Source organism: Kribbella sp. NPDC050241, from assembly GCF_044459685.1.
GTDB lineage: Bacteria > Actinomycetota > Actinomycetes > Propionibacteriales > Kribbellaceae > Kribbella.
This window is the reverse complement of record NZ_JBITJE010000005.1, coordinates 145069-157380: the sequence shown is the minus strand read 5'-3', so window position 1 is coordinate 157380 and position 12312 is coordinate 145069. Positions and strand designations below refer to the sequence as shown.

Below are 12312 nucleotides of genomic sequence, written 5' to 3'. Positions count from 1 at the left end.
GAACCGCGCCAGCCCCGCGCAAAGGGGGTGCGGGTGGCGAAGCCCCCGCTCGCGGCAAGCGAAGCGCAGCCGCACAACACGCGAAGGCGAGGTGGCCTGCGCTGTCCGCAGGCACACCTCGCCCATCGCCTTCGCCAGCTACTTCTTGGCGTACCGCTTCTCGAAGCGGGCCACCCGGCCACCGGTGTCAAGAATCTTCTGCTTGCCGGTGTAGAAGGGGTGGCACTGCGAACACACGTCGGCGTGGATCACGCCGTTCTCCGCGGTCGAGCGCGTGGTGAACGTGGCGCCACAGGTGCAGGTCACCGTGGTGTCCACATACGTCGGGTGGATGTCGCTCTTCAAAGGATCTCCTAGGTTCAGGTGCCCCGGGTCGCCCGCGGATGCAGACGTGAACCGGAACCGACAGACCAGTTTGCCACCCGGGGGCGGCAAACTGGTAATCGACTGCTTCTCAGTTCCCGTCGTCGGTGCTGCGGGCGCCGCCGGCCGACGGGGTCGTCTTGTTGACCTGGAGCAGGAACTCGATGTTCGACTTGCTCTCCTTGAGCTTGCCGATCAGGAGCTCCAGGGCGGCCTGGCCGTCGAGCGCGGACAGCACCCGGCGGAGCTTCCAGACCACGGTGGTCTCGTCCTTGCTCATCAGCAGTTCCTCGCGGCGGGTGCCGGAGGCGACCACGTCGATGGCCGGGAAGATGCGCCGGTCGGCGAACTCGCGGCGCAGCCGCAGCTCCATGTTGCCGGTGCCCTTGAACTCCTCGAAGATCACCTCGTCCATCTTCGAGCCAGTCTCGATCAGCGCGGTCGCGAGGATGGTCAGCGAGCCGCCGTCCTCGATGTTGCGGGCCGCACCGAAGAACCGCTTCGGCGGGTACAGCGCGGACGAGTCCACACCACCGGACAGGATCCGGCCGCTGGCCGGTGCCGCGATGTTGTACGCCCGCCCGAGCCGGGTGATCGAGTCGAGCAGTACGACGACGTCGTGGCCGAGCTCGACCAGCCGCTTGGCTCGCTCGATCGCGAGCTCCGCGACCGTGGTGTGGTCGTCGGCCGGACGGTCGAACGTCGACGCGATGACCTCGCCCTTCACGGTGCGCTGCATGTCGGTGACCTCTTCGGGCCGCTCGTCCACCAGCACCACCATCAGGTGCACTTCGGGGTTGTTCGTGGTGATCGCGTTCGCCAGCGCCTGCAGCACCATCGTCTTACCGGCCTTCGGCGGCGAGACGATCAGGCCGCGCTGGCCCTTGCCGATCGGGCTGACGATGTCGACGATCCGGGTGGTGAGCACACCGGGCTCGGTCTCCAGCCGCAGCCGCTCGGTCGCGTACAGCGGGGTCAGCTTGTTGAAGTCCTGCCGCTGCTTGGCGATCTCCGGGTCCGCACCGTTGACGGTGTCGATCCGGACCAGCGGGTTGAACTTCTCCTTGCGCTCACCCTCCTGCGGCTGCTTCACCGCACCGGTGATCGCGTCACCCTTACGCAGGCCGTAGCGCTTCACCATTGACAGCGCGACGTACACGTCGTTCGGGCCGGGCAGGTAGCCGCTGGTCCGGACGAACGCGTAGTTGTCGAGGACGTCGAGGATGCCGGCGGCCGGGACGAGGACGTCGTCCTCGCTGATCGTCGGCTCCGGGTCGAACCGCTCGCCGCGGCCGCGGTTCCGGCTGCTGTCGCGACCGCTCTGGGGCTCCCGGGTGCGGTCCCGGTCCCGGTCGCGGCCCCGGCGGCGCCGGCGACGGCCCTCGCCCTCCTCGCCGCGGTCGTTCTGGTCCTGCCGGTTCCGCTGGTTGTCGCGGTCCTGGCCACCCCGGGTCTGGGTGTCCCGGTTGCGGTCGCGGTTGCCGTCACGGTTCTGGCTGTCCCGGTCACGGTTCGCGTCACGGTTCGCGTCACGGTTCGCGTCGCGGTTCGCGTCCCGGGTGTTGTCGCGGTTCCGGTCGCGGTTGCGGTCACCGTCGCGGTTGTCACGGTTGCGGCTCTCACCGCCCTGCTCGGCCTTCGGCTCGGCCGACTGCGGCTCGGCCGCTTCGACCGGGGCGGAGCCGTTCTGCGCGGTGCTGTCCTGCGCCGGAGCCTGCGCGGCCGGCGCCTCGACCGCGACCGGCGCTGCCGTGGCGTGGTCGGCACCGGACTGGCCGGCACCGTTCTGGCCGACGGTCTTCTCGGCCGCGGCGCGGGTCCGGCGGCTGCCACCCTCGCGCTTCTCGGCCCGCCCGGCGCGAGCGGCCGGGGCGTCGGCCGTGGGCGCCTCGGCGGCACCCTCGTCCAGGGTCGGCTGGCTCGACTTCGGGCGCGAACCGCCCGTGGAGCCACCGGCCTGGGCGGCCTTGATCGCCTCGATGAGCTGGCCCTTGCGCAGCGCGCCGGTGCCCTTGATGCCCAGCGTCCCGGCGAGCTGCTTGAGCTCGGGGAGCAGCATGCCCTCGAGGCCGCCTCCGGCCTTCCGGCGACGCGTGGCGGTGGTGGCCGCGGCGTCAGTACCCGGGGCCGGTGACGTACCGGCTCCGCTGGAGGCTTCAACAGTTTCTGTCACGTGAGGTCCTTCCCACACGGATGGACGATGTCCCTGAAAGGCTCATCGCCCGGAATCATCACCCACGACCGACGAAACGGCGACGTGGGTATCAAGAGGCTCTCGCTCGATCTGAGTCCCTCCGGACGTTTCCGGCGCAGGCGGCGCAAGATCAGTCCGCAGGAGGGTCGCCACACAACACAGGGTGCCGGGAGCACAGCCCGGATCGTGGCGAGAGTTCACCGATCACCTGGAGGGGATCGGGTGAGTCGAGACTAGCACCACTGTGGGTCGTTCTGCTGACTCGAGGGGTACAACGTGTGTCAATTGCCGATCATTCCCCTTCGGCCCCGGCACGCTATCCGGACTCCATCGACCAGACCTGTACGCCGACTGGATCAATGGCCAGGTCGTACCGCGTCCAGCCGTCCGGTGCGTCCGGCGTACCGCGGAAGAATGCAGGCTGACCTGCGGCTTTACCTGCCGGCGCAGAGGTTTCAGCTGGGCGGCCCAGTACGGCGACCGTCGGGCCGGCACCGCTGACGATCGCGGCCAGTCCGCTCCCCCGCAACTTGTGCACCAGCGCCAGGCTCTCCGGCATCGCGGGCTCGCGGTACTCCTGATGCAGGCGATCCTCGGTCGCGATCAGCAACAACTCCGGGCGCGCTGTCATCGCGGCGACCAACAATGCCGCTTTCCCCGCATTCGCGGACGCATCAGTGTGGGAAACAACGCCAGGCAACAATCCGCGCGCCTCCTTTGTCAGCACGCGATTGTCGGGTACATAGGCCACCGCGGCGAGCCCGTCCACAGGGTCCAACCTGACCGCCCGTCCGGCGTCCCCTTCGGTCCACGCGATCGTGAATCCACCCAGTGCGGCCGCGGCCACATTGTCCGGATGCCCTTCGATCTCGTTCGCCAGTACGACGATCCGATCGCGATCCACCGGTACGCCGGCCAGCCCGTACGCCGCCGCGAGTCCGCCGACGATCGCGGCCGATGACGACCCGAGCCCGCGGCCGTGCGGGATCCGGTTCTCACACCGCACCGTGAATCCGGGCACCGGCACACCCAACGCATCCAGGCCGGCACGGATCGAACGGACCACCAGATGCGACTCGTCCAGCGGCACCTCGCCCTCACCGGATCCGGTCACCTCGACAGTCACCCCGGATCCACCGGGCGTCACGACCAGGTCGTCGTACAGGGTCAAGGCCAGGCCGAAGGCGTCGAAGCCCGGGCCGAGGTTGGCGCTGGTCGCGGGCACCCGGACCCGGACCTGGTCCGGCATCAGGCGAGGCCGGCGACGCGCGCGACGGCGTCGGTGTCGGGGGGTGTGACCGGGGACTCGTCCACCTTCGCGTGATCGAGCGCCGTGTCGATGTCCTTCAGGCCATGGCCTGTGACAGTGATCACGACGGTCGAGCCGCCGTGCAGCCATCCGTTCGTCTTCGCGTGCAGCAATCCGGCGACACCGGCCGCCGACGCCGGCTCGACGAACACGCCCTCACGGGCGGCGAGCTCACGTTGTGCGGTCAGGATCTGCTCGTCGGTGACCATCTCGATGCGGCCGCCGGACTCGTCCCGGGCGGCCTCGGCCAGCGTCCAGGACGCCGGGTTCCCGACCCGGATCGCGGTCGCGGCGGTGTCCGGCTTCTCGACGATCGCGCCGCGCACGATCGGGGCCGCACCCTCGGCCTGGAAACCCCACATCTGCGGGGTCCGCGAGGCCAGCTTGTCCTTGGCGTACTCCTGGTAGCCCTTCCAGTAGGCCGCGATGTTGCCCGCGTTGCCGACCGGGAGCAGATGCAGGTCGGGTGCGTCGCCGAGCGCGTCGCACACCTCGAAGGCCGCCGTCTTCTGGCCCTCCAGGCGGACCGGGTTCACCGAGTTCACCAACGCGACCGGGTAGTGCTTGCCGAGCTCGCGGACGATCCGCAGGCAGTCGTCGAAGCCGCCGTCGATGGTCACCAGCCGGGCCCCGTGAACGATGGCCTGCGCCAGTTTGCCCTTCGCGATCCGGCCGGCCGGGATCAGCACCAGCGGGACCAGCCCGGCCCGGACGGCGTACGCCGCGGCCGAGGCCGAGGTGTTGCCGGTCGACGCGCACACCACGGCCTTGTCACCGGCCTGCGCGGCGAGCGAGATCGCGACCGTCATGCCGCGGTCCTTGAACGAGCCGGTCGGGTTGTTGCCCTCGACCTTGAGCCAGACCTCACATCCGGTCTGCTCGCTCAGCCACTGCGCGGCCACCAGCGGCGTCCCGCCCTCGCCGAGCGTGACCACGGGAGTGTCCGCCGAAACGGGCAGCCGGTCCCGGTACTCCTCGATCACGCCTTGCCATTGATGAGGCCGCTGCTGAGCCATCCCTTATCCGCCTTCCACCCGCATCACACTGCTGACTTCACGAACGATGTCCATGTCGCGCAGGGTCTCCACGGTTGCGGACAATGCGGCGTCGGTCGCGGTGTGGGTGACCACCACCAACTGTGCGTCGCTCCCCCGGCCCTCCTGGCGGACGGTCTGGATCGACACGTCGTGCTCAGCGAAGGCGTGGGCCACCGCCGCCAGCACACCGGCCTTGTCGGCCACGTCCAGCGACACGTGATAGCGGGTCACCGCGTCACCCATCGGCCGCACGGCCCGCTGGGTGTACGACGACTCGCCGACCCCCGGCACACCCTTGAGCCGGTTGCGCGCGGCGGACACAAGATCCCCGAGGACTGCGCTGGCCGTCGGGGCGCCGCCGGCACCACGACCATAGAACATCAGCTGCCCGGCTGCCTTGGATTCCACGAAGACGGCGTTGTACGCGTCCCGGACGGAGGCGAGCGGGTGGTTCGCCGGGATCATCGCCGGGTACACCCGGGCGCTGACCGAGTCGGTCGTCTCGTCCAGCTCACAGATCGCCAGCGACTTCACCACACAGCCCATCTCGCGGGCCGAGGCGATGTCCGTCGCGGTCACGTCGGTGATGCCCTCGCGGTGCACGTCGGCGATGGAAACCCTGGTATGGAAGGCCAGACTCGCCAGCAGCGCCGCCTTCGCGGCCGCGTCGAAGCCCTCGATGTCCGCGGTCGGATCGGCCTCGGCGTACCCGAGCGCCTGGGCCTCTTCCAGCGCCTCGTCGAACCCGGCGCCGGTGCTGTCCATCTTGTCCAGGATGTAGTTCGTGGTGCCGTTGACGATGCCCATCACCCGGGTCACGTCGTCACCGGCGAGCGACTCGCGCAGCGGCCGCAGGATCGGGATCGCCCCGGCCACGGCGGCCTCGAAGTACAGGTCACGCTGGTACTTCTCCGCAGCCGCGAACAGCGTCGGGCCGTCCTCCGCCAGCAGTGCCTTGTTCGCCGTGACCACGGACGCGCCGTGCTCGAGTGCGGACAGGATCAGCCCGCGAGCCGGCTCCAGCCCACCGATCACCTCGATCACCAGGTCCAGGTCGCCGCGCGACACCAGGGCCTGCGCGTCGGTGGTGACCAGGGACGGGTCGACGGCGATGTCCCGCTCGCGACCGGCCCGGCGTACCGCGATGCCGGCGATCTCCAGCCGGGCGCCCACCCGGGCGGCGAGGTGATCAGCCTGCTCGGTCAGGATCCGCACGACCTCCGTGCCGACCACGCCACAACCGAGCAGGCCGACCTTCAAGGGTTTCTCGTTCACGCGTCCGCCCCCATGTCGAGTGCCAGCAGGTCGTCTTCGGTCTCCCGGCGTACGACGACCCGCGTGTGACCGTCCTTCACCGCGATCACCGGTGGCCGCGGTACGTGGTTGTAGTTGCTCGCCATCGACCGGCAGTACGCACCCGTCCCCGGTACGGCGATCAGGTCGCCCGGCCGCACGTCCGACGGGAGGAACTCGTCCTTGACCACGATGTCACCCGACTCGCAATGCTTGCCGACCACGCGGGCCAGCGACGGCTCGCTGTCGGAGTACCGGTTGGCGAGCGTGCAGGAATAGTCGGCGTCGTACAGCGCGGCGCGGATGTTGTCGCTCATGCCGCCGTCGACCGAGATGTAGGACCGGGAGGCGCCGTAGTCGAGCTCGACCTCCTTGACCGTACCGACCGAGTAGACGGTGCACATGGCCGGGCCGACGATCGCGCGGCCGGGCTCGATCGAGACCCTCGGCACCTCGACCTCGAAGGCGCGGCACTCGTGCTCGACGATCTTGCCCAGCTCGGTCGCCAGCTGCGCCGGGTCGGACGGGTCGTCCTGGGTGGTGTAGGCGATGCCGAAGCCTCCACCCAGGTCGAGGTCCGGCATGTCCACGCCGAGCTCCTCGGAAACCCTTGCGTGCAAGGCGATCACGCGCTTCGCGGCGACCTCGAACCCGGACGAGTCGAAGATCTGCGAGCCGATGTGCGAGTGCAGGCCGAGCAGCTCCAGCTCCGGCGCTTCGTTGACCCGGGCAACGGCTTCGAAGGCGGCACCAGAGGTGATCGAGAAGCCGAACTTCTGGTCCTCGTGCGCGGTCGCGATGTACTCGTGGGTGTGCGCCTCGACGCCCGCGGTGACCCGGATCATCACCGGTGCGGTCGTGTTCCGCTCCCGGGCCAGCTCGATCAGCCGGGTGATCTCGTGCTGCGAGTCGACGATGATCCGGCCGACGCCGGCGTCGAGTGCCCGCGCCAGCTCCTGCTCGGACTTGTTGTTACCGTGGAACCCGAGCCGCTTCGGGTCGGCGCCGGCGCGGAGCGCGACGGCCAGCTCTCCCCCGCTGCAGATGTCCAGGTTCAGGCCTTCTTCCATCACCCACCGGACGACCGTCGTACACAGGAACGCCTTGCCGGCGTAGTACACGTCGAAGTCCTTGAAGGCGTGCTTGAACGCGCGGGCGCGCGCGCGGAAGTCGTCCTCGTCCAGCACGAACGCCGGGCTGCCGTGCTCGGCGACCAGGTCGCGGAGGTCGACACCGCCGATCACCAGCGAGCCCTCGCCGGACTTCTTCGCCGTGGACGACCACAGCTGCGGGACCAGGTCGTTGACGCCGCGCGGGGTGCTCAGCCAGGCGGGGCCGCGGTGCCCGGCCTGCGCGTGCAGGGCCCCCGCCTCGTGCGCCCTCACATCCGCTCCGGTGCGGAGACGCCGAGCAGGTCCAGCCCGTTGGCGACCACAGTCCTGGTCGCGCCGACCAGGGTCAGGCGAGCCTTGTGCACCGGCTCCACCTCCTCGTCGCCGCGCGGGAGCACGCGGCAGCTGTCGTAGAACTTGTGGAAGGCGGACGCGGTGTCCTCCAGGTAGCGCGCGACCCGGTGCGGCTCGCGCAGCTCCGCCGCGGTCGCGACGATCCGTGGGAACTCGGCCAGCGCGCGGAGCAGGTCGCCCTCGCGCTCGTGGCTCAGCAGGCCCGGCTCGAACTCGTCCAGCTTGATGCCGAGCTCGTCCGCGTTGCGCAGGATCGACGCGAGGCGGGCGTGCGCGTACTGCACGTAGTACACCGGGTTCTCGCTGACCTGGCGGGTCATCTCCTCGATGTCCAGCGTCAGCGGCGAGTCGACCGGATAGCGGCACAACGTGTACCGCAGCGGGTCGACGCCGCCCTCCTCGACCAGCTCGGCCAGCGTGACGATGGTGCCGGCCCGCTTGGACAGCCGCATCTCCTCGCCGCCCTTGAGGATCTTCACCAGCTGGCCGATCAGGATCTCGATGTTGTGCTCGGGGTCGTCGCCGGCGCAGGCCGCGATCGCCTTCAGCCGGTTCACGTACCCGTGGTGGTCGGCGCCGAGCAGGTAGATGCAGATGTCGAAGCCGCGCTCGCGCTTGTTCACGTAGTACGCCGCGTCGGAGGCGAAGTACGTCGGTTCGCCGTTCGAGCGGATCAGGACGCGATCCTTGTCGTCGGTGAAGTCCGTGGTCCGCATCCACAGCGCGTCGTCGGCGTCGTACAGGTGGCCCTGCTCACGGAGCTTCTCGATCGCGTGGCCGACACCGTCCTGCTCGTGCAGGCTGCGCTCGGAGAACCACACGTCGAACTTGGTCCGGAAGTGCTCGAGCTGCGCCTGCTGCTCCTTCAGCTGGCGCTCGTACCCCGCCTCGCGGAAGGCGACCACCTGCTCGTCGGCGGGGAGGTCGGTGATGCCTGGGACCTCGGCGACGATCTGCTTGGCGAGATCCAGGATGTACTCGCCGTGGTAGCCGTCCTCGGGGATCGGCTCGCCGTGGGCCGCAGCCTGCAGGCTGGCACCGAACTTGTCCATCTGGGCGCCGCGGTCGTTGATGTAGAACTCGCGGCTGACCTTCGCGCCGGCCGCGGTCAGCACCCGGGCCAGGGCGTCGCCGACGGCGGCCCAGCGGGTGTGGCCGAGGTGCAGCGGGCCGGTCGGGTTGGCCGAGATGAACTCCAGGTTCACCGTCTGGCCGTGCAGGCTGTCGGAACCGCCGTACGCCGGGCCCGCGTCCACGATCGCCTGCGCGATCTTGCCCTGGGCGTCGGCCGCGACCCGGATGTTGATGAAGCCCGGACCGGCGATCTCCACCGCGGTGATCGCGTCGTCGTCCTGCAGCTTGCCGGCCAGCAGCTCCGCGAACTGGCGCGGGTTCAGCCCGGCGCGCTTGCCCAGCTGCATGGCAACGTTGGTGGCGTAGTCCCCGTGCTCGGGGTTCTTGGGCCGCTCGACCTTCAGCTCGCGCGGCAGCCCGCCCTCGACGGTGATGGTCCCGTCGTCGGCGAGCGCGGCCAGGGCCTGGAGGATCTTCGCAGCGAGCTGTTCCGGAGTCACCGCCTCAGCCTAATGGCCCCGCCCCGAAACCCTTGACTCACCATCCACAGCCCGGTACACGCCCGGGACAGCCAGGCCATCACTGTCAGTGGGTCGCGGTGATCTGGAATTGGGTGTTGGGGGTTAGTTCGGCGTCCCACGGGACGGGTTTGCCGTTGGCGGTGACGGTGAGGGTGGTGCAGGCGTCTGCCAGGCAGCTGCCGTCGTACTTCACGCCCCAGAGGGTGAAGAACTGTTGGAGAGTGGGACGCTCGGCGGTCGTCTTGGCCTCGACGTACACCAGGCCGTCCGCGGTATGCGTATGTACGGCGGCCTGCTCGGCGCGGACCCGGTCGACGCCGACTCCGGCCGGCACCTGCACCGCCTTGCCGTCGACCGAGACCGCGATCTTCACCGTGTACGGCGATGGGCCGGAGAAGTCGAGCGGGAGACGTTCGAACCCCGCCTTGTCGATGTACGACACCCCGTCACGCGGCGCGTCCCACGGCGGCGGACCGGTCCGGATCTCGGCCGGACCGGGCGGCGCGGGACCGACCTGGCAGCCGCCGGCCACACTCGTCACGAGGAGCAGGGCGGCCGCCGTCGCACCCGCCCGGCGCCACCTGCCTGCTCTCATGACGAGCCAGGTTGCCATGGGGCACCGGGGGTGCGGACCGCCGGGGTCAGTACTCCGACGGCATCAGGATCCAGAGCACCAGATAGATCAGGACCTGCGGGCCCGGGAGCAGACAACTGACCACGAAGATCAGCCGCATCGTGTTGGCCGAGATACCGAACCTGCGGGCCAGTCCGGCACAGACACCGCCGATCCAGCGACCGCTCGACGGGCGAACCAGTGTGCTAGCCATGAGTTCAGGTTTCCTTTCCACAGATGGACTTACCACCACTATGACTCCGAATCCGCCCGAGTCGATCCCTCCACACCGGCGATCCAGGGTCCGGTCAGGGTGCCCCGGGCACCCAGCTCGGTGACCCACCTGGGCCCGGTACGCCGGGCGCCGCGCGGAGCGCACCCGATTCGGGACTCAGCGCACTTTCCTGCTACTGTTCTGCACGTTCCTGAGCCCCCGTAGCTCAGGGGATAGAGCACCGCCCTCCGGAGGCGGGTGCGCAGGTTCGAATCCTGCCGGGGGCGCGGACGATCTGGGCGATTCATGCTCGCGGAGTGCGCGAGGCTTGGATCGCCCGTCGTGTTTTGTGGGGGTGCGACCCCCACACCCCGCCCGGAGGGGCTTCGCCCCCCGGACCCCCCATGTCGGTGGTTGCCGTGGGTGCCAACGGTTCTGGCGGGAGGTTGCTGTGGGTGCCTACGGCGGTGGTTGCTGTGCCTGCGGCTCCGGTTGCGGCGGTGGTTGCTGTGGTGCCTGGGGCTCCGGTTGCGGGGCGGTGGTTCGTGTGGGCAGTGCGGGTGCGGTGGGTTATCGGGTGGTTGCTCGTAGTACTGCTTTGGGGTCTCGGGTGAAGGGGACCGGGCCGCGCCAGTGTTCGCGGAGGAACTGATACGTGATCCCTGGCAGTACGAACAGGGCCAGCAGTGCTACTTGAAGAACGTTCGAGGGCGTTCCCATTCGACTGAGGCTACTGCTTGGACACCACCAGTCGGGTCAGACCGTCAGCAGGAGTGCGGCGGCCAGGACGGATCCCACGACCGCGCCGCCGTAGCACAGGATCACGATTGGTACGGCGTAGCGCTTGAGCTGTAGGCCGTCGTAGAGGGTGTAGCGGAAGCGGTGGGCCCAGTGGAAGAAAGCCAGGACGGACAGGCCGAACAGCACCAGCCGGGTCAGCGGATTGTGCAGTACGGCGAACAGGTGCGCATGCGTCGGCGGTGTCAGCCAGTCCAGCGGGAACGCGACGCCGAACAGGAAGAGCAGGATCGGGAGCATCAACGCCGCGACCATGCCGCCGGAGCTGAACAGCATCCACAGCAACGGTTCGGGCGAGCGACGGTGGTTCATTGCAGCACCAGCCACGCGACGATTGCCGACAGCACCAACCAGGCAAGGTAGTGCGCGGCAACGATCTGCCGCGCCGGCACCCGGCGCCCGCGCGCCTTCACCACCATGGCTCGCGGCGCCAGCCCGAACCAGGTCACCACATGCAGCAGCAGGAACAGCATCGCGATCACGTTGATCGCGACCATCCACCACTCGCCACTGCGGTCCAGGAACCGCTGGTACGACGCCGGCCCGTCGCTGACCGCGTTGACCAGCAGCAGGAGGTAGACCACCGTCCACGCGACGAACACGCTGCTCAACTCGCGGAGCACGAAGAGCAGGTAGGAGCGGCGCTCGAGCCACCACAACAGGTGGACCGGCCGCTCGTACACACTCACCGCCGGCTCCTCGGCATCAGCAGGCCCTTGATCGCCTGGGTCGCCGCGGTCAGCTTGTACCGCTGGATCGCGCCCGCCGGGTCCACGCCCTTCGGACACGCGGCACTGCACTCGCCGACGAAGGTGCAGGACCAGATCCCTTCCGGCGACGACAGGACGGCGAGCCGCTCGTCGGCACCCTCGTCCCGCGAGTCGAGGTTGTAGCGCTGCGCGAGCGCGATCGCCGCCGGACCGACGAAGTCCTGGTCGAGGGCATACACCGGGCAGGCCGAGTAGCACAGCATGCAGTTGATGCACATGCTGAACTGCTGGTAGTCCTCCATTTCCTCCGGTGTCTGCAGGTACTCGCCCTCTTCGAGCGGGCTGTGCACATCCCGGACCAGCCACGGCTTCACGGTCGGCAGCTTGTCCATGAAGTCGCCGATGTCGACGACCAGATCGCGGATCACCGGGAAGTTGTGCAGCGGCTCGATCCGGATCGGTCCGGGCGCGTAGTCGGTGAGGAAGGTCGCACAGCTCAGCTGGGGATCGCCGTTGACCGTCATCCCGCAGCTGCCGCAGATGCCCATCCGGCATGACCACCGGAAGGACAGCGTGCCGTCCAGATGGTCCTTGATGTAGCTCAGGCCGTCCAGGACCGCCCACTGCTCACGCAGCGGAACCTGGTACGACTGCATGACCGGTTCGGTGTCCACCCCAGGCCGGAAGCGCGCGACCTCGAGGGTGATCTCGTCTGCCATC

Annotated in this window: 13 protein-coding genes and 1 tRNA gene; 1 reads left to right on the top strand and 13 read right to left on the bottom strand. The window is 69.1% G+C overall.

Going from position 1 to position 12312, the window contains the following annotated elements; all coding sequences use genetic code 11:
* Positions 1–138: 138 nt before the first annotated feature.
* The 9 genes from rpmE to ACIBG5_RS24355 form a co-directional block, all read right to left on the bottom strand.
* Positions 139–345, bottom strand: a complete 207-nt coding sequence (gene rpmE / locus ACIBG5_RS24395; RefSeq protein WP_130387310.1) for a 50S ribosomal protein L31 — start codon at positions 343–345, stop codon at positions 139–141.
* A gap of 109 nt (positions 346–454) precedes the next feature.
* The gene (gene rho, locus ACIBG5_RS24390; protein ID WP_396393779.1) at positions 455–2536 is read right to left on the bottom strand and encodes a transcription termination factor Rho; all 2082 of its coding nucleotides are present in this window, start codon (positions 2534–2536) and stop codon (positions 455–457) included.
* Positions 2537–2873: 337 nt separating this feature from the next.
* Positions 2874–3806 carry a homoserine kinase gene (gene thrB, locus ACIBG5_RS24385; protein WP_396393778.1) on the bottom strand — a complete coding sequence of 311 codons (933 nt, stop codon included), beginning with the start codon at positions 3804–3806 and terminating at the stop codon, positions 2874–2876.
* Positions 3806–4882: a threonine synthase gene (thrC, locus tag ACIBG5_RS24380; RefSeq protein ID WP_396393777.1), complete on the bottom strand. Its 1077-nt coding sequence runs from the start codon at positions 4880–4882 to the stop codon at positions 3806–3808. Before thrC ends, thrB begins: the two co-directional genes overlap by 1 nt.
* Before the next feature lie 3 nt (positions 4883–4885).
* Positions 4886–6178 (bottom strand): homoserine dehydrogenase, encoded by a 1293-nt coding sequence (locus tag ACIBG5_RS24375; protein WP_360446547.1) that lies wholly within the window; start codon positions 6176–6178, stop codon positions 4886–4888.
* Positions 6175–7581: a diaminopimelate decarboxylase gene (gene lysA / locus ACIBG5_RS24370; protein WP_396393776.1), complete on the bottom strand. Its 1407-nt coding sequence runs from the start codon at positions 7579–7581 to the stop codon at positions 6175–6177. The genes ACIBG5_RS24375 and lysA overlap by 4 nt, the downstream gene beginning before the upstream one ends.
* Positions 7578–9236 (bottom strand): arginine--tRNA ligase, encoded by a 1659-nt coding sequence (gene argS / locus ACIBG5_RS24365; protein WP_396393775.1) that lies wholly within the window; start codon positions 9234–9236, stop codon positions 7578–7580. Before argS ends, lysA begins: the two co-directional genes overlap by 4 nt.
* A gap of 85 nt (positions 9237–9321) precedes the next feature.
* Positions 9322–9852, bottom strand: a complete 531-nt coding sequence (locus ACIBG5_RS24360) for a hypothetical protein (RefSeq protein WP_396393774.1) — start codon at positions 9850–9852, stop codon at positions 9322–9324.
* Between the two features lie 46 nt (positions 9853–9898).
* On the bottom strand, positions 9899–10084 hold the full coding sequence (locus ACIBG5_RS24355; RefSeq protein ID WP_131356108.1) for a PspC domain-containing protein: 186 nt from the start codon (positions 10082–10084) through the stop codon (positions 9899–9901).
* A gap of 215 nt (positions 10085–10299) precedes the next feature.
* Here ACIBG5_RS24355 and ACIBG5_RS24350 point away from each other — a divergent pair.
* Positions 10300–10371 (top strand) — tRNA-Arg (locus ACIBG5_RS24350).
* A gap of 283 nt (positions 10372–10654) precedes the next feature.
* Here ACIBG5_RS24350 and ACIBG5_RS24345 read toward each other — a convergent pair.
* The 4 genes from ACIBG5_RS24345 to ACIBG5_RS24330 are packed head-to-tail and all read right to left on the bottom strand — an operon-like array spanning position 10655 to position 12311.
* Positions 10655–10804, bottom strand: coding sequence for a DUF6338 family protein (locus ACIBG5_RS24345; protein ID WP_396393773.1), 150 nt, complete (start codon positions 10802–10804; stop codon positions 10655–10657).
* Between the two features lie 36 nt (positions 10805–10840).
* The gene (frdD, locus tag ACIBG5_RS24340) at positions 10841–11194 is read right to left on the bottom strand and encodes a fumarate reductase subunit FrdD (protein WP_396393772.1); all 354 of its coding nucleotides are present in this window, start codon (positions 11192–11194) and stop codon (positions 10841–10843) included.
* On the bottom strand, positions 11191–11571 hold the full coding sequence (locus tag ACIBG5_RS24335) for a fumarate reductase subunit C (protein ID WP_396393771.1): 381 nt from the start codon (positions 11569–11571) through the stop codon (positions 11191–11193). Before ACIBG5_RS24335 ends, frdD begins: the two co-directional genes overlap by 4 nt.
* A complete protein-coding gene (locus ACIBG5_RS24330) occupies positions 11568–12311 on the bottom strand; it encodes a succinate dehydrogenase/fumarate reductase iron-sulfur subunit (protein ID WP_396393770.1) in 744 nt (247 codons plus the stop codon). Before ACIBG5_RS24330 ends, ACIBG5_RS24335 begins: the two co-directional genes overlap by 4 nt.
* Position 12312 lies beyond the last annotated feature (1 nt).

What these genes read in the sequence shown, in the direction of transcription:
- thrB (WP_396393778.1), bottom strand. Translation starts at nt 3,806, where the DNA reads ATGCCGGACCAGGTCCGGGTCCGGGTGCCCGCGACCAGCGCCAACCTC.
- thrC (WP_396393777.1), bottom strand. Translation starts at nt 4,882, where the DNA reads ATGGCTCAGCAGCGGCCTCATCAATGGCAAGGCGTGATCGAGGAGTAC.
- ACIBG5_RS24360 (WP_396393774.1), bottom strand. Translation starts at nt 9,852, where the DNA reads ATGAGAGCAGGCAGGTGGCGCCGGGCGGGTGCGACGGCGGCCGCCCTG.
- ACIBG5_RS24355 (WP_131356108.1), bottom strand. Translation starts at nt 10,084, where the DNA reads ATGGCTAGCACACTGGTTCGCCCGTCGAGCGGTCGCTGGATCGGCGGT.
- ACIBG5_RS24345 (WP_396393773.1), bottom strand. Translation starts at nt 10,804, where the DNA reads ATGGGAACGCCCTCGAACGTTCTTCAAGTAGCACTGCTGGCCCTGTTC.
- frdD (WP_396393772.1), bottom strand. Translation starts at nt 11,194, where the DNA reads ATGAACCACCGTCGCTCGCCCGAACCGTTGCTGTGGATGCTGTTCAGC.
- ACIBG5_RS24330 (WP_396393770.1), bottom strand. Translation starts at nt 12,311, where the DNA reads ATGGCAGACGAGATCACCCTCGAGGTCGCGCGCTTCCGGCCTGGGGTG.